This is a genomic window from Pseudanabaena sp. BC1403, assembly GCF_002914585.1.
Lineage (GTDB): Bacteria > Cyanobacteriota > Cyanobacteriia > Pseudanabaenales > Pseudanabaenaceae > Pseudanabaena.
In genome coordinates, this window is the sequence record NZ_PDDM01000011.1 from 31,527 (window position 1) to 47,113 (window position 15,587).

At 41.1% G+C, this 15,587-nt stretch carries 13 protein-coding genes, 1 tRNA gene and 1 pseudogene; 10 read left to right on the plus strand and 5 right to left on the minus strand.

Annotated elements, in window-relative coordinates; translation table 11 throughout:
• Positions 1–151: 151 nt before the first annotated feature.
• A complete protein-coding gene (locus CQ839_RS11615; RefSeq protein WP_103668536.1) occupies positions 152–592 on the plus strand; it encodes a VOC family protein in 441 nt (146 codons plus the stop codon).
• A gap of 61 nt (positions 593–653) precedes the next feature.
• Here CQ839_RS11615 and CQ839_RS11620 read toward each other — a convergent pair whose 3' ends face one another.
• Positions 654–1,205: a protein tyrosine phosphatase family protein gene (locus CQ839_RS11620; RefSeq protein WP_258040702.1), complete on the minus strand. Its 552-nt coding sequence runs from the start codon at positions 1,203–1,205 to the stop codon at positions 654–656.
• Between the two features lie 232 nt (positions 1,206–1,437).
• Between CQ839_RS11620 and CQ839_RS11625 the strand changes: the two genes are divergently transcribed.
• The 5 genes from CQ839_RS11625 (at position 1,438) to CQ839_RS11645 (ending at position 5,504) form a co-directional block, all read left to right on the plus strand.
• Positions 1,438–2,454 (plus strand): multicopper oxidase domain-containing protein, encoded by a 1,017-nt coding sequence (locus tag CQ839_RS11625; RefSeq protein WP_103668449.1) that lies wholly within the window; start codon positions 1,438–1,440, stop codon positions 2,452–2,454.
• A 217-nt stretch (positions 2,455–2,671) separates the two neighbouring features.
• The gene (locus CQ839_RS11630) at positions 2,672–3,688 is read left to right on the plus strand and encodes a helix-hairpin-helix domain-containing protein (RefSeq protein WP_258040703.1); all 1,017 of its coding nucleotides are present in this window, start codon (positions 2,672–2,674) and stop codon (positions 3,686–3,688) included.
• 56 nt (positions 3,689–3,744) lie between these two features.
• Positions 3,745–4,692 carry an FTR1 family protein gene (locus CQ839_RS11635; protein WP_258040704.1) on the plus strand — a complete coding sequence of 316 codons (948 nt, stop codon included), beginning with the start codon at positions 3,745–3,747 and terminating at the stop codon, positions 4,690–4,692.
• A 136-nt stretch (positions 4,693–4,828) separates the two neighbouring features.
• A complete protein-coding gene (locus tag CQ839_RS11640; protein ID WP_103668539.1) occupies positions 4,829–5,167 on the plus strand; it encodes a hypothetical protein in 339 nt (112 codons plus the stop codon).
• A gap of 254 nt (positions 5,168–5,421) precedes the next feature.
• Positions 5,422–5,504: transfer RNA gene (locus CQ839_RS11645), tRNA-Leu, on the plus strand.
• Between the two features lie 54 nt (positions 5,505–5,558).
• Here CQ839_RS11645 and CQ839_RS11650 read toward each other — a convergent pair.
• From CQ839_RS11650 to CQ839_RS11660, 3 genes are read right to left on the minus strand one after another with little or no spacing between them, the layout of a single operon-like run.
• Positions 5,559–6,485 (minus strand): hypothetical protein, encoded by a 927-nt coding sequence (locus CQ839_RS11650; RefSeq protein ID WP_103668451.1) that lies wholly within the window; start codon positions 6,483–6,485, stop codon positions 5,559–5,561.
• Positions 6,482–7,900, minus strand: a complete 1,419-nt coding sequence (locus CQ839_RS11655; RefSeq protein ID WP_103668540.1) for an AAA family ATPase — start codon at positions 7,898–7,900, stop codon at positions 6,482–6,484. The genes CQ839_RS11650 and CQ839_RS11655 overlap by 4 nt, the downstream gene beginning before the upstream one ends.
• Entirely contained in the window at positions 7,897–8,763 is an 867-nt protein-coding gene (locus tag CQ839_RS11660; RefSeq protein ID WP_103668452.1) for a type III pantothenate kinase, read from the minus strand. The genes CQ839_RS11655 and CQ839_RS11660 overlap by 4 nt, the downstream gene beginning before the upstream one ends.
• Positions 8,764–8,776: 13 nt before the next feature.
• Between CQ839_RS11660 and CQ839_RS11665 the strand changes: the two genes are divergently transcribed.
• A complete protein-coding gene (locus CQ839_RS11665; protein ID WP_103668453.1) occupies positions 8,777–9,649 on the plus strand; it encodes an RDD family protein in 873 nt (290 codons plus the stop codon).
• Positions 9,650–9,792: 143 nt separating this feature from the next.
• Here CQ839_RS11665 and tnpA read toward each other — a convergent pair.
• Positions 9,793–10,227, minus strand: a pseudogene (tnpA, locus tag CQ839_RS11670) (IS200/IS605 family transposase).
• A 218-nt stretch (positions 10,228–10,445) separates the two neighbouring features.
• Between tnpA and CQ839_RS11675 the strand changes: the two are divergent.
• Genes CQ839_RS11675 through CQ839_RS11685 form a run of 3 tightly spaced genes read left to right on the plus strand, consistent with a single transcriptional unit; the run spans position 10,446 to position 15,461 of the window.
• On the plus strand, positions 10,446–12,764 hold the full coding sequence (locus CQ839_RS11675; RefSeq protein WP_103668454.1) for an ATP-binding protein: 2,319 nt from the start codon (positions 10,446–10,448) through the stop codon (positions 12,762–12,764).
• Positions 12,761–13,267 (plus strand): response regulator, encoded by a 507-nt coding sequence (locus CQ839_RS11680; protein WP_103668455.1) that lies wholly within the window; start codon positions 12,761–12,763, stop codon positions 13,265–13,267. Before CQ839_RS11675 ends, CQ839_RS11680 begins: the two co-directional genes overlap by 4 nt.
• Positions 13,248–15,461, plus strand: coding sequence for a hybrid sensor histidine kinase/response regulator (locus CQ839_RS11685; protein WP_103668456.1), 2,214 nt, complete (start codon positions 13,248–13,250; stop codon positions 15,459–15,461). The genes CQ839_RS11680 and CQ839_RS11685 overlap by 20 nt, the downstream gene beginning before the upstream one ends.
• The last annotated feature ends 126 nt before the right edge of the window (positions 15,462–15,587 follow it).

Consider the following 15,587-nt stretch of genomic DNA (forward strand, 5'->3'; position numbering starts at 1 on the left):
AATTTTCCTGATAGCAATAAAGATAAAAGTTGCCGTGCTTTGCACGGCAACTTTTATCTTTATTGCTATAGAGTAGATAAATCGTCTTAATCTATTAGTAAACCTAGCTAGAACTAATTTTATGTCGTCAAATAGTTCAACTACGCTATCTATGCAAACGGCGATCGCAAATGGAGCTTTACGACGAGTGCATCACATTGCTCTGAATGTGCGTGACATGCAGGTTTCTTGTAATTTTTATGGCAATATTTTGGGACTGCATCAACTTGTTGATGATGAGGTTCCTAGTACTTTAGTTAATTTAGTAGCAGCAGGCAAAGTTGCGAATTTTAGAATTCCCGATGGTACTGTTCTCGATTTGTTTTGGGAACCTGAACTTACGCCGCCCGATCCCGATCCGCAGCAGCAATTTACTCGTGCTAATCATCTAGCCTTTGATATTGCTCCAGAACTTTTTGAGCAAGCGGTGGCGGTATTGCGATCGCAGCAAGTCCAAATTGAGGGTGAGCCTGTTACTCGTCCTACTGGCAGAGGTATTTATTTTTATGACCCCGATGGATTTCTAATTGAAATACGCTGCGATCCTAGTTGACACAAAAGTTACGACATTTAAAAAACTAATGCTCGCGAAGTGGACAGCATCAGCTTTAGATTTAAGTTAGTTTTGCATCAATAAATTTTTGCCAAGTCTCGTTGGGCTGCCAAATTTTATGTAAATCCGCGATCGCTTGTTCGCGATCGCAATTGAGATGCAAGCGACGATAGAGATAGACAAAGGCAGAAACGCGCATATTCTTAGCACAATGGACAAAGATTTTTTGCCGTTGGCGTTGTTCCATTGCTTGTAGAAATCCGTCTAAATCCGCCATTGTCGGACTTTCCCAATTTACAGGAATGGCAATATATTCCATTCCGAAAGATTGAACTAGCTGTGCTTCATTAGCGATCGCTCCGTCAGAAGTAGGTAAAGCCAAATTAATTACTGTTTCATAACCAGCATCAGCAATTGATCGAAACTGCTTGATAGTTGGCTGTCCTGCTGTGGCTAGTTTGTCTGAAATTTGCAGAAAGTTAATAATTTCTGCTAGGCGATCGCTATTTTGGTTCATAAATAACTTAGTTCCCATTTCTGTCTTGGCTGAGAAAAATAGATACAGAATCAAAAATGCGATTCCTCCCAAAAGTTGAAGCCAACGATTATCCATAGTTTTTATGGTATTTGATTTGACAATTGATAGGTGTTTATCAAGTCTTAAAATAAGAAATATAGTCTATTTGTAAGTCTATTCACATGTCTCACTATCTTGAAATTAAACAAAAAAGTCGTGACCGTAATTAGCTTAAAACTAACAATGTCAAGGTGTCGGAACTGCAGGAGTTAAAATCCTAGTAAAATTCGCTAATATAAATAGGAATAATTGTAAATAGTTAGAGTTAATGGATCGGCAACGTAGAAAAATATTAGAGTTGGGTCTTGGGGGGATGGGATTAATAGGCGGCGCGATCGCTTGTAGTCCAATCATCTCAAATCGCAATAGCGAACAGGATAAATCTTCGAGTAATCCGCCGAAAAAAATTGCAATTCCGCCGATGAACCTGAGTGCTGTCTCACAAGAACGGATTAAGACCAGTGGACTCGACCCGATCGCTACTTTACGAGAATTTGATTATGGAAAAGTTACCCAAGAAAATGGTCGCACAGTAAGAGAGTTTCAGCTAACAGCGCAAAGTAAGACCGTAAAGTTGGATGCGGCGACTGACTTTATTACTTGGAATGTGAACGATCGCGTGCCTGGTCCAACGCTCAGAGCAACAGAAGGCGATCGGGTGCGGATTGCTTTTGCGAATAGAGGAGGGCATTCTCATTCACTACACTTTCATGGCGAACATCCTTCGGAAATGGATGGAGTTAAGCCAATCCGTAATGGTGCTGCAACTATCTATGAATTTGATGCGATGCCCTATGGCGTTCATCTCTATCACTGTCATATCGAACCAGTGGCTCGCCATATCAGTAAAGGTCTATATGGCATGTTCATTATCGATCCGCCTACGCCTCGCCCACCTGCGGATGAGATTGTTTTAATTATGGCTGGCTATGACACGAATGGAGATGGGCGTAATGAGATGTATGCCTTTAATGGGCTTCCCCACTTTTATATGCAGCAACCGATCGCAGTCCAGCAAAACCAGTTACTGCGTTTATATGTCCTTAATATGATTGAGTACGACCCAGTAGCTACCTTTCATATCCATGCCAACATGTTTCAGGTTTATCGTACTGGGCGCAGCATGTCTTCAAATGAGGAAAGTGATGTGATCACAATGGGTACTGCTGAGCGGCATATTCTGGAGTTGACATATCGATTTACAGGTAAATATATGTTTCATCCGCACCAAGATACTATCGCTGATGCTGGCTGTATGGGGTTATTTGATGTGGTTGCTAGTTAAAGATAATCACCATTTTTATTTGTAAAAATACTTATTGATAATTACTTTCAATTTATATGTTCTAATATTTATAGATCACTTATTGCATATTAATAGCATTACGCAGTTTTCAAGTTCCCTTTTTCCCCATTTAGTTATCTCAATGTCTTACATCTTTTCTTTCGTTAAAAAATTATTTCAAGCTGCAATTAAAACAAAAGCGTTTTTGATACTGTTTTTGCTCTCACTAGTAGGTGCGATCGCAATCTCGGCATGTACTAACGAGCCTAAGGTTTCAACTGCTCCAACAACAAGCGTTACTAGTGCGACAACTGAGTCCAAAACCGAGTCCAAAACTGAGACTCCTAAAGACTCAAAAATGGCTGGTCATAATAGCAAAGTCAAAATCAATATTAACGAAGCAATTTTATCTTCCCTAGATAAAATTGAAGCGGAGTTAGGAATTGCTGGCTTGTCCAACAAAATTCAAGCAGCACGACCCTACGCGAAGGTTGAAGACTTAGTTTCAAAAAAGGTGGTAACTGCCGAACAATTTGAAAAAATTAAAGACATGGTTAGTATCGAAACTATTGTCTTGACAGGTGAAGCGAAGGATGTGGATTATTTGACCAAACTAGGTTTGATGAAAGGTCATATGATTGTGGCAAAAGAATTATTGGATCTTCAGAAGCCAGATCAAGCTTTTCCTCACATCGAGCATCCTGTAGAAGAAATTTATGCTGATGTAGAAGCTCAGCTTAAAGAGCGCAACGTCAAAGAATTTAAGCAATCGCTAATGGATCTACAACAGTTGGTCAAGTCTAAACCTACTGATCCAAGTATCACAGCTAAGTATCAAGAGGCAATGAGTAGCATTGATACTGCGATCGCGGCAATTCCAGAAGCTCAACGTCAATCACCAAAGTTAGCGCTACAAGTAATCAATGCAATTCTTGATACTGCTGGCACTGAATATATGGCAGCGATCGCCAATGACAAGATCAAAGAGATTATTGAATATCAAGATTCTCGCGGCTTCACAATCTATGTTGAGCAATTGTATAAGAGCATTGCTACAACAATGGAAAAAGATCATCCTGATACCCACAAACAATTCATTGCAAGTTTAGAAAAGCTCAAATCAGCTTATCCAAGTCCACTTGCTCCAGAAAAGCCTGTTTTATCTGTTGCTGAGATGTCAACACTGATAAAAGCAAATGAGCAAGCCGCTACTAAAGTTTATGCGAAATCATAAATAATACCTAAATATTGGATAAGAAGTGCTTTGCACTTCTTATCCAATATTTATAAATGAACCCTACTAAACACAATCTAGACATGGACTTCAGCTTAACTCTTCCAACCTTTGTCATTACCTTACGAGAAGGCGTTGAAGCCGCCTTAGTAATTGGCATTGTCATGGCATATCTCAAACGTGCCAACCGATCGCATCTTAATCGATGGGTATTTGCTGGTATTGGTGCTGGACTGATAATTAGCGGCATAGTCGGCGTAATATTTAATTGGTTTATGCAGAGCGTCGGTAGTAGCAATCCATCTATATCACCGATTTTGGAGCCATTACTCGAAGGTGTGTTTAGTGTTGCCGCGATCGTCATGTTGACTTGGATGTTGATCTGGATGACAAAACAGAGTCGGGCGATTAAAGGAGAAATCGAAGACTCTTTGTCGAATGTGTTAGGCAAAGGTAGAAAAGCTGGCTTAGGAATTTTTGGACTAATCTTATTTGCAATTTTGCGAGAAGGTTTTGAAGTCGTTTTATTTATTTCAGCAAAATTCCAAGAAGGATTTATGCCTGCAATCGGAGCCATAAGTGGAATTGCTGCCGCCACAGCGATCGCGTTCGCTTTATTTAAATTTGGTGTTCAGATTAATATCCGCGCCTTTTTTAAAATCATGGGATTTATGCTGCTATCGATTGTTTCGGGGTTAGTAATCTCTGCTCTTGGACATTTCGACAATGCTTTACGGATTTTGTCTCAAAGCGATCGCAAATCCGAATCAATTTGTTTCTACTACGAGCATTTTGTCCGAGAGCATTCTTGTGTCCTTGGCAATATGGTTTGGAATAGCAGCAAAGTATTACCTGCTGAGAAATTTCCTGGAGCGATCCTCAGTTCACTATTTGGCTATACTGACAAACTTTATCTAGTTCAAGCGATCGCCTATGTCGTATTTTTTGCGATCGTTGGCACAATTTATTATCGAAGTTTAGGCGATCGTCTAAAAACAAAATAAAAAACAAAACAAAAAAGGGTTTCGCAAAGCGAAACCCTTTTTTTGTCTTGAAAGGTTAAGTTTTAACTGTTGCTTCCTACAGTAAGCAAAACCTATGATGAAATCTAGATTAACTCTATTTTTTGAGGAAATTTCTATGACTACTATCCGTGAAGTAACTGGCGATCCTAACGAATTTTGGGCTGAGCTGAGCTGGTCTGATATGACTAGTGCGGAACAAGCTCTTTGGACAAAATTAGGCTGGAGTGAAGAAAGCTGGGACGAGGAAGAAGATTTTCCTGAATGGGATGATTTATCCGATGAAGATAAAAAGCTTTGGGGCATCCTTGGCTGGACTCAATCTAGCTGGGAGGGAGAAGATGACATCCCTGAATCCGCAGAAAAACTCTGGGAAGACCTCACCAGTGAAGAGCAATCAGCAGCAACTCAGCTTGGTTATACCCAAGAGAAATGGGACGACGACGAGGAAGTCTAAAAATAATATCTCGGCATAATTCCCAAAAATTTACCGCCAGCTGCGCTGGCGGTAAATTTTTGGGCTTTTAATTCATAAATGTGACAACATTTCAGTGAATTAAAAGCCAAACCCTGTAAGGGTTTTAAAAACACAAAATGCCTGCGCCACTTTGTGTTTTGGTATTATTGGCTATGCTTTTTGAGCGATCTCTATAATTTTTAAATTTATGATCATAAATTTACCCATTTCGCGTTAGAATAACAAAGCCTTTCGGGGGTATGGCGGAATGGTAGACGCTACGGACTTAAAATCCGTTGATCGTAAGGTCGTAAGGGTTCAAGTCCCTTTACCCCCATCAAAAAAAGAGACTTCGATGCTTTGCATCGAAGTCTCTTTTTTTTACTTACACTTACCATGCATCAATTATCTTCTGCATAGTTGTTTCCTTAATACCAGACACTGTACTTATTACATCTTCAATAGATTGAAATTTTTGATCATGGTGCTGCAATCTTTGCTCATGAATAGGTTTAGCAAGGCTGCGCTTACTTGGTTTCAATTGTGATAGCTTACGTTCTAAATCAGCAAAATTCATCGTATTCAAACCATTGAGAACCTGTAAGGCTTTAGGATCATCATTATGAATAGATATATCTTTAGCTTTTGATTTAGAACTCGTTGTTTTAGTCTTAGTGGTAGCAGCTTTCGTGGTTTTAGATTTAGGGGTTTTCTCAGGAGATGGTTCTGGTGCTGAAGCGATCGGTTGTGTTGGCGAAAGAACTTGACTAATAGGAACAAAAGATAATGACTGTTTAAAATCTAGTAAATGTGAGTTTAATTGCTGAGTAATTTGATTAGCAAATACTTGCAAACTAGAGTGGAGCCTTTCCTCAACTATGCGATCTATGATGGCTGATAGTTTTTGCTCTAATCGATTTGCGATCGCATCTTCCATTTGAGCTAAGTCTTGTTGTTCAGCTTTACTAGTCGGGGAAGAAGTGATTTCAGTTGATGAGGATGAATCCAGCGATCGCAAAAAATTATATTGCTCAAGAATTGTTGACTCTATCTCAGTAGGTACAACATAGGCGCGGATTGCCGTAAATTGATCATCGATTTCCTGAGCTTTGAGCGCGGCATAATATTCAAAATATCCTTCCAGTATTTCAAATGAAATTGGCGAGACTCTGCGTAACAGAATTGGCTTTACTGTGCCGCCTGCCTGCAAAAACAAATTAGCAAGCTGCTCAATTTGACTCGATTGAAACTGAGATATCTCTTGTGATACTGGCGATACGATCATGTCAAGATCAATCGAAGAAGTGAGTAAACTCATGAGCGTAGTCCTATTTTCTCAAGCACTTCATTGGCTAACTCTTCAAACTCAGCGGCTGACATCGAATCTGGCTTAAAGTCAAAGATCGATTTAGGATCGGGGATTTGGCGATCGCCTTCCATCACAAAGTTATCGATGGCGCGGGATAAATCTTCGCGTTGAAAAATTCGGGTTTCTAATACGGAAAATCCATATCGCTCTTCGACAATCTTCTCTTGCTTAGGTAAAGTGGCTTTGATATAATTCGCATTTGTCAATATTTTAGAAGGTAAAACTCCCAGAATATTGATTGAGGATCGATTGGTAAAACTGCGAAAATCATCAATCTGTTCAACAAAGTTTTTGACATTGCGTAAACCTTCATTGGCAAATGGTTTCAGGTCGGAGGGAATGATGAGGTAATCACAGGCAATCAGGGCGATTCTTGCATAGAGATTGAGTGAGGGTGGAGTATCGATTAAGACTACATCGTAGTCATTTTTCACAAGCTCTAACTTTTTAACTAGCTGAAATTTAGAACTTTCTTGGTCAATTAAAGCATTTTCTTGCCAGATCAAATTAATATGTGCAGGAATAACATCTACTTCAGGATAGGTAAAACTTCCCTTTAACGCGACATCATGAATATAGTTGGATTTAGGATAGAAGATAATATTGTAGACATTACAGTCTTTAAGATTGTCTTCTTCTTCAGTGTCAAACTTCATTAAACCTGCGGCATAGGTTGTGTTTGCCTGACTATCAAGATCAATAATTAATACTTTAAAACCCTTACGACTAATAGCGGCGGCAAGATTAATTGTGGTTGTGGTTTTGCCCACACCGCCTTTGTTGTGATAGATGGCGATCGTTTTCATGATTCTTGCTTGTAGAGATTCTAGAAATGGGAGCGTATTACTCTCAGGAAATGGAAGTTTAATATCAATTGGAACAGGTAGAGCAGTCAAAGGGATAGGTTTATTTATAGATTTATTTGTAGCAAGTCCCGCTAACTTATCCCAGCCAATAATATCGCTAATTTTCTCAATTTTGTCAGCAATTTCTAAGCCTTCGCATTGGAAGATTAGCTCTATTTGATCGTCAACAAGTTCATAAATCCGAAAATCTTTTCCGTTAGTTAATACCCCATATATAACTTGCAACTTAGCTAAATATCGCCTCAGCCGTCGCACATGGAAATTGAGATTTTGTTTGGGATGTTTTGCTTCCATCACCACACAAGGCTTCGGTGATGGGTCGTTAATACTTGGAAAAACTGGGGAAAGCAATGCTAAAAAATCTAAACGAATACCACCCAATGCTACCTCTTGATGCCATTTGCTTGGATCGTAGCCAAGGGCAGGTAAAAGATACTGGACGATTAATTTGCTTTCGACTTCACTTTCATTACGACAAAGTTTTGGATTAAAACTCATGTCAATGCCATAATCCCCAAAAAAACTAGATTCTTTTCCATCATATCCACTTTTAAGCCCCATTTCATTAAATAATCGCTATCGCCTCCAGTAATAATCACTTGGCTCTGAGGAAACTCCGATCGCCAATCATCTATATAAGCTTGTAAGCCCGCGATGAATATATGCGCTATCCCTGCCTGAATCGCGCTATTTGTATCTGTCGCCCAGCGCTGTGGCAAAGTCTCAGGAATTGGTAGATCTGGCAAAGCCGCTGTATTTTGATGCAAACAGGCAAACTGCGATCGCAATCCAGCCACGATCGCTCCACCAAATAAATTCTTTTGCGCATCAATTCCAGTGATAGTGATTGCCGTCCCCGCATCAATCACCAATACAGGGTAGCCATAGGTTTCTCCCGCGCCATAGGCAGCCAAAGCGCGATCGCATCCCATTGTCGGGTACAAGCCTTGCAATGGCACATCGGCAGTTCTGATCATCTGAGTCTGTGGCAAACGATGCCAACTGGTGATCATATCGGGAACGACTGAGGCGATCGCAATGCGTTCAAAATTTCTAGGTGCAAGTTTTGCTTCCAGCTTTGGTAATTGCTCGTGGGTATAGGCATATTCTTCAAGAATTTGGCGATCGCGATCAAAAACAAATGCCTTAATTCTGGTGTTACCGATCGCGATCGCTAGTTGGATTTGGGACTTGCTCACAATATGCTTTTTTTCTAGAAAGATTAAGGCGGCGCATCGCGCCGTAGCTTGAGTTATTGGTTTATTTGCGTAAGTACTAATATATAAGATTAAAATAAGACGAGCGATCGCGAAATACTCTCGCATTGTCGCCATATTTGCCAATTCATCACGTCTCTTCATAAAATTCCCCAAAATGGACTTCGAGCCAGCTTACAGCCGCTATCCTCTTGCCTCAGTCAACCAAAGACTCGGAGCGCTAATCATAGACTTTTTAAGTTGTTGGTTTATATCGGAGCTAACTTTGTCTCTGCTATCAGTCACCTCATCTAGTCCTTTACGCTTCATCACATTTTTGGTGACTTGGTTTGTCTTTCGCGTATTTATCGCGGCACGCGCTCAAGGTCAAAGCTTTGGTAGATGGCTGATGAGTATTCGGGTCATTGATGCTGAATATGGGAAAACGGCTGGATTTGGAGCGTTTTTTAAGCGTGAGATTTTTGTATTTGTTTGCTCGCTATTTCTCATCGAGACAATCACTTCTACGCTGATCGTATTTGCATGGATTCCTTTTGTTGCTGATGCAGCCTTTGCGATCGTTGATAACGAGAAACGCCAAGCCTTTCACGATCGCATTAGTAGTACCATCTCCATTCAAAGTCGTAAAGGATTTGCGATCGATCAAAAATTAGGCAAACTTTTTAATCAAGCAGGACAACAAGCCACCAAGATTTATCAAAGTCGTCAAGATCGCGATCTTTATGAAGATGACTATAGCGCTCCTCGTTCTAAACCAACCCCAAAACAAAAGCGTCGTCCTCGGACAAAATCTCGTCCACCACAAGATTTTGATTTTGGCTCTAATTATGAAAGTGAATATGATCGCCCCTACACAGATCCCTATGCTGAACCGTTAGATCCGCCCAGAAGTGCTTATAAAGGCGATGTTAACAATTTTGATGATTGGAATAATGATGATGATTATGGCGATCGTCCAGATACATATCAAGAGCCTTATCAAGATGAACCACCAATTAAGCGATCGGCTCGTCGTCCTCGAAGGAAATGATTTTGTGGCGCGGCTTTGCCGCGCCACAAAACACTGGTAATACTTGCTGGTGATTTAAAACTAACGGTAGAAACCATTTTTAGTTGGCTAAGTGAATGAACTACCCCGCCGCGAGCGGACGGGGTATCAGACTCAAAAAAGACTCAGTTGCTCATCCCTCTGTGCAACTTGAGATATTCCTTTCCTTGATTCTTTACGTAACTAGCTATCATATCTTCATCTCCCTGCCTTCCTACCGTACTTGCAAAATATCCATCACTCCAAAACTCTCCTCCCCATAACTTTTGTTTTACTTGAGGACATCTCTTAAAAACTTCCCTTGCTGTCAGACTCTTTATCATCGTTACTAGTTTGGTCACACTATACGTTGGTACTGACTGCACTAAAAAATGTACATGATCTTTATCCACACCTATTTCTACAAATTTAATCTCATATCGTTTCTCTATGTCTAAACACACTTCCCGCTAAATTTCATCGACTTGCTCATCGAATACGGCTTTTCTATACTTTGCTGGAAATACTAGGTGGTATAGCAATATCGTTACGTTATGACTTTTGTGTATGTACTCACTCATTCTTTTATCTTACGCCGCAGAGCGGCGGGGTATTTACCCTCGTTGTTTAAATAAATTCTTACGAATAGGCGGCGCGACGCGCCGTCTATTCGTAAGCTTTGCGATCTTAAGAAAACAGGTTGCTTTCTGGCTAAAGTTATAAACTTTCACTATTATCAACATTCATAAGTATTTATGGATGTATCCAAGGAAAAGACTTGGCATAAGGATATTAGTTGATGAACCAGATTCCGATAAAAATTGCCAAGGATAAGATTAATGAGCTCGACACAGTTAATCTGACCAACTGCGATCGCGAACCTATTCATATTCCCAACTATATTCAACCACAAGGCTTACTACTAACTCTGGCTGAAACAGATTTGAGAATTACTCGAGTGAGTGAAAATGCTCCCGAGATTTTGGGAATGCCAGTGACAGAATTGCTCGATCGCCCCTTAGCTAATTTTATTGGAAGCGATCACGGTGGACTGATCGAATCGATTAGAGGCTGTCTGGATCATAGCTTTGAGCATATTAATCCATTGAATCTTTCGATTGCTAATGCTGATGGTATCGTATGTCCCTTTAATGGAGTTGTCCATCGTGCTCCTAGTGGTGAGATTGTACTCGAATTAGAACCAGTAGAATCAATATCTAAGAGTGATTTCTTTCAATTTTACCGCCATATCAAAGTTACTTTGGCAAAAATGCAGACGACGCAAAATCTGTCTGCATTATGTGACTTAGTAGTTAAGGAAATGCGCGAACTGACAGGATTTGATCGGGTAATGATCTATCGCTTTAATGAAGGCGGCGATGGTACAGTGATTGCCGAATCTAAACAGGATGATTTAGAATCCTTTTTAGGAATGCATTATCCTGACTCTGACATTCCTAAGCAGGCTAAGTATCTTTATACCCTTAATTGGCTACGTTTGATTCCAGATGTAAATTATCGGCAGATAGGGCTAGTCGCAACCGATAAAACCTCTTCAGATCCCCTTGACATGAGCTATTGCGGCTTGCGAGCAGTATCACCACTACATATTGAATATCTCAAAAATATGGGCGTTGTTGCCTCAATGTCAGTTTCCCTCATTCAGCAGCAGAAGCTTTGGGGATTGATTGCCTGTCACCACCTCACTCCTAAACTTGTGCCCTATGAAATTCGCACCGTCTGTGAATTTTTGGGACAATTAATGTCAACAGAGTTAGTTACTAAAGAAAGTAACGAAGACCTCGACTACAAATTGCATCTAAAGGAAATCCAAGGTCAATTTGTAGAACGTCTGACCAAAGTAACCAGCACCAATTTTGTGGAAGAGATCGTCTCAGACCACGAAGCTTTGTTAAATTTGACAGGTGCTTCTGGCGTGGCGGTATGTGATGGCGACGACATCATCTTGATTGGTCAAACCCCTAATCAAGAAGCGATGAGGACTTTGCTTCCTTGGCTACGTCATCTATTTAAGCAAGATATTTTTGTTACTGATAGTTTGTCTAGTGTCTATCCGATCGCAGAAGAATACAAAAATGTCGCTAGTGGTCTCCTTGCGGTGGCAATTTCAGAAACCCAGAGTCAATATATCCTTTGGTTCCGCCCTGAGATATTGCAGACAGTGACTTGGGCTGGCAATCCTGATAAACCCAATCAAATAGAATCGGATGGCAGCTTGACAATATTTCCGCGTAAGTCTTTTGAGGCTTGGCAACAGATAGTCAGTGGAAAGTCTAACCATTGGCTCCACTGTGAAATAGAAGCAGTAATCGAATTGCGACGAGCCATCATCGATATCGTGTTACGTCAATCAGGTGAACTTACCAACATCAACTTGGAACTAGAACGGATCAATAACGAACTAGATGCTTTTGCTTACATCGCTTCCCATGATTTGAAAGAACCCCTGCGCGGTATTCACAACTACGCTACTTTTTTGTTAGATGACTATGGCGAAATCTTGCAGGGTGAAGGCGCTGAAAAGCTGCACACGCTGGTACGGCTGACAACTCGCATGGAATTACTGATCGAATCATTGTTGAAATTCTCCCGCTTAGGCAGACAAGAGTTGCAAATGAACTCGATCGATCTCAATCTATTATTGCGGAATGTGACCGAATTATTTAGCATGAATCCCCAATGGGTCAACTGCAAGATTCGCATTCCCCGATCGCTACCAACTGTATTTGGCGATCGCGTTTTGATCGAAGAAGTATTTACTAATTTAATTTCTAATGCCTTTAAGTACAATAATCAGCCTGAAAAATGGGCGGAAATTAGCTGGATTGAATCCGATGGACAGCCCTATAACATTTTTACTTTTTATGTGCGCGACAATGGCATCGGCATTCGTGAAAAGCATCTAGAATCTGTGTTTCGCATCTTCAAGAGATTACATGCATCTACTAAATATGGAGGTGGCACTGGCGCAGGGTTAACCATTGTTAAAAAGATCGTCGAGCGTCATGGCGGTCAAATCCAAGTAGAATCCACCTTTGGCAAAGGAACTACATTTTCCTTTGCGTTACCAATTCAAAACAGAGAGGTCACCCAATGAAGACTGAACCGTCAAGGCTATTGACTTCAGCTTGGGATGACCTCACTCATCCTGTAATCATGATTGTTGAAGATAGTGATGAAGATTTCTATACTTTTTTACGGGTCACTCAAAATCTCGATTCACTTCTGCGATCGCAATATAAGTTTTTACGATTTGAAGATGGGGATGAAGCGTTAGATTATCTATTTCGTCAAGGAGATTATCAAAACCTAAATGCACCTCTGCCCGTTGGCATCCTACTCGATCTAAACCTTCCTGGTACTGACGGACGCGACATCATCAGAAAGGCTAAGCAAACTTCCCATCTACAAATGATTCCAATTATTGTGTTGACTACTTCTAGTAGCGCTCACGATATTCAAACTTGTTACCGATATGGCGCAAATTCTTACATGCTCAAGCCGATGGGCGTTTTAGCAATGCAGCAGACTGTGCAAACTATATTTCAAACTTGGTTCCAACTCACGATTTTACCTAGTTATGGACAATTCATCACCTGAGCCTATGACTGCTTTGCGTAATCCTACATGCACACCTCCATTGTTAAAGAAAAGCGATGTCGAGGAGCTACCTGTCCAAATTTCGCCCTCAACTTCGATCAAAACTTTAACCAGAATTTTGATTGTGGACGATTCCGATATCGATCGCGATACCTATATCCGCTATCTACAATCGGATACAGACTATACCTATGAAATCATTGAGGCGGAAAACCTAGAAGATGGGCTAGAAATGTGGCGATCGCAAAGCCCTGAGATGGTACTGCTAGACGTGAAATTGCCTGATGGAGATGGACTAGAGTTTCTGGAAGCTTTTAGTGAAGGGAGCAATGAACAACGATTACCTGTGATTGTTTTGACAGGTCAAGGTGACGAACAGACCGCCGTAAGAGCAATGAAACTAGGGGCGACTGACTATCTCGAAAAAAGAGACATCACCGCAGTTTCTCTCTGTATCAGCGTCAGTCAAGTCCGCGATCGCATCGCTATCAACCAGCAACTAGCGCGATCGCAACAACAACAACAAGAACTCCTGCAAAACCTCCAGAAACATACAAGTCAACTTCAAAACCGCGAAGCAGAACTTGCAAGACTATCAGAGCGCCTCACCTTGTCGCTAAAATCTGGAGAGATCGGTTGTTGGGAATGGGACATTGCCGAGAACATCATCCATTGGGATGAACGAATGCACGAACTATATGCGGTCACAGAAAGTTCTGACCTTGATCTCTACAATGTTTGGGCAAGCGCTCTACATCCTGAAGATCGTGTTGCTGCCGAATCATCTCTCCAGCAAGCCATCCTCAAACAGGGAAAATATGAGTCTGAGTTTCGGATCATCCGTCCCGATCAAAGTATCCATTTTATTCACTCCTATGGAACTGTATTGCGAGATGCGGAAGGCGAAGCTCAAAGGATCATCGGGGTTAATTTTAATATTAGCGATCGCAAAGAAGTCGAAGAACAACTACTCCAAACCAATGAACAACTAATTAAAGCGACAAGACTCAAGGATGAATTTCTCGCCAACATGAGCCATGAACTCCGCACCCCACTCACTGCGGTTTTAGGCATGTCAGAAATATTGCAAAAGGAAATGTTAGGCTCAATAAATGAACGTCAACAGAAAGCGCTGACCGCCATTAGAAAAGGAGGACGACATCTACTAGAACTGATTAATGACATTCTTGACCTATCAAAAATTTCGTCAGGCAAAGTGGAACTTGACCTTGAATCTGTCTCAGTCCAAAATGTCTGTGATTCTAGTTTGGTATACGTCAAGCAGCAAGCATTTCAAAATCGTGTAGAAGTTTATAGCAATATCGCCCCGAGTATCAGCAATATTTTGGTCGATGAGCGCCGCCTCAGACAGATTTTAATTAACCTCTTGGTCAATGCTGTAAAATTCACACCCAAAAATGGGAAAGTCAGTCTTCTGGTTTCCGTTGGCTGTGGTGAAACATGGGAAGGTGAAGCCACTGTTCCCAGTCAATTAAAGGATCAAGATTTGCCCATGATTCTTTTTCAAGTTACTGATACAGGGATTGGCATTGCTAGTAGAGATTTACACCGACTATTTCAACCCTTTGTCCAGCTTGACAGTGGACTAAATCGTCAATATGAAGGGACTGGATTGGGGCTAGCAATGGTTAAGCAGATTGCTGAACTCCATGATGGTCAGGTTATGGTCACAAGTGCGATCGATCAAGGGAGTACATTTACCGTGGCTCTACCCTATCAAATGTCCATATCTACTACGCGATCGCCTGAGCTAATCACGCCATTCTCACTACCCACCGCCAAGTCAAAAAATGCGATCGCGCCGCTCATCCTACTTGTCGAAGACAATGAAGCTAATATTCAGACTTTCACATCTTATTTAAGCGCTTATGAATATCGAGTAGTTTTAGCCAAAAATGGTAAAGAAGGCGTTTCTATGGCAAAAACTCACCAGCCAGACATTATCCTGATGGATATTCAAATGCCTGTAATGGATGGGCTACAAGCAACTCGACTGATTCGCGCTGAACCGAAACTTGCCACAGTACCGATCATTGCTCTAACAGCAAGAGCTATGCAAGGCGATCAAGAGCTTTGCCTCGAAGCGGGTGCGAATCAATATCTCAGTAAACCCATAGAACTAGAACAACTTGTCGGCGTAATTGGACAGTTTTTTTTAGAAGCCAAAGAGTGAGAGGCGGCGATTCATTCCAGCTCTGACACTCTTTGGCTGGCGATAGCTATAATACCAAAACACAAAGTGGCTACGCCACTTTGTGTTTTTAAAACCCTTACGGGGTCTGCTATACCAATTCACAGA

Excerpts from the sequence above, each read along its gene's own strand:
- CQ839_RS11615 (WP_103668536.1), top strand. The coding sequence starts at position 152 with ATGCAAACGGCGATCGCAAATGGAGCTTTACGACGAGTGCATCACATT.
- CQ839_RS11620 (WP_258040702.1), bottom strand. The coding sequence starts at position 1,205 with ATGGATAATCGTTGGCTTCAACTTTTGGGAGGAATCGCATTTTTGATT.
- CQ839_RS11680 (WP_103668455.1), top strand. The coding sequence starts at position 12,761 with ATGAAGACTGAACCGTCAAGGCTATTGACTTCAGCTTGGGATGACCTC.
- CQ839_RS11665 (WP_103668453.1), top strand. The coding sequence starts at position 8,777 with ATGGACTTCGAGCCAGCTTACAGCCGCTATCCTCTTGCCTCAGTCAAC.
- CQ839_RS11660 (WP_103668452.1), bottom strand. The coding sequence starts at position 8,763 with ATGAAGAGACGTGATGAATTGGCAAATATGGCGACAATGCGAGAGTAT.
- CQ839_RS11685 (WP_103668456.1), top strand. The coding sequence starts at position 13,248 with ATGGACAATTCATCACCTGAGCCTATGACTGCTTTGCGTAATCCTACA.
- CQ839_RS11675 (WP_103668454.1), top strand. The coding sequence starts at position 10,446 with ATGAACCAGATTCCGATAAAAATTGCCAAGGATAAGATTAATGAGCTC.
- CQ839_RS11640 (WP_103668539.1), top strand. The coding sequence starts at position 4,829 with ATGACTACTATCCGTGAAGTAACTGGCGATCCTAACGAATTTTGGGCT.
- CQ839_RS11650 (WP_103668451.1), bottom strand. The coding sequence starts at position 6,485 with ATGAGTTTACTCACTTCTTCGATTGATCTTGACATGATCGTATCGCCA.
- CQ839_RS11625 (WP_103668449.1), top strand. The coding sequence starts at position 1,438 with ATGGATCGGCAACGTAGAAAAATATTAGAGTTGGGTCTTGGGGGGATG.
- CQ839_RS11635 (WP_258040704.1), top strand. The coding sequence starts at position 3,745 with ATGAACCCTACTAAACACAATCTAGACATGGACTTCAGCTTAACTCTT.
- CQ839_RS11655 (WP_103668540.1), bottom strand. The coding sequence starts at position 7,900 with ATGAGTTTTAATCCAAAACTTTGTCGTAATGAAAGTGAAGTCGAAAGC.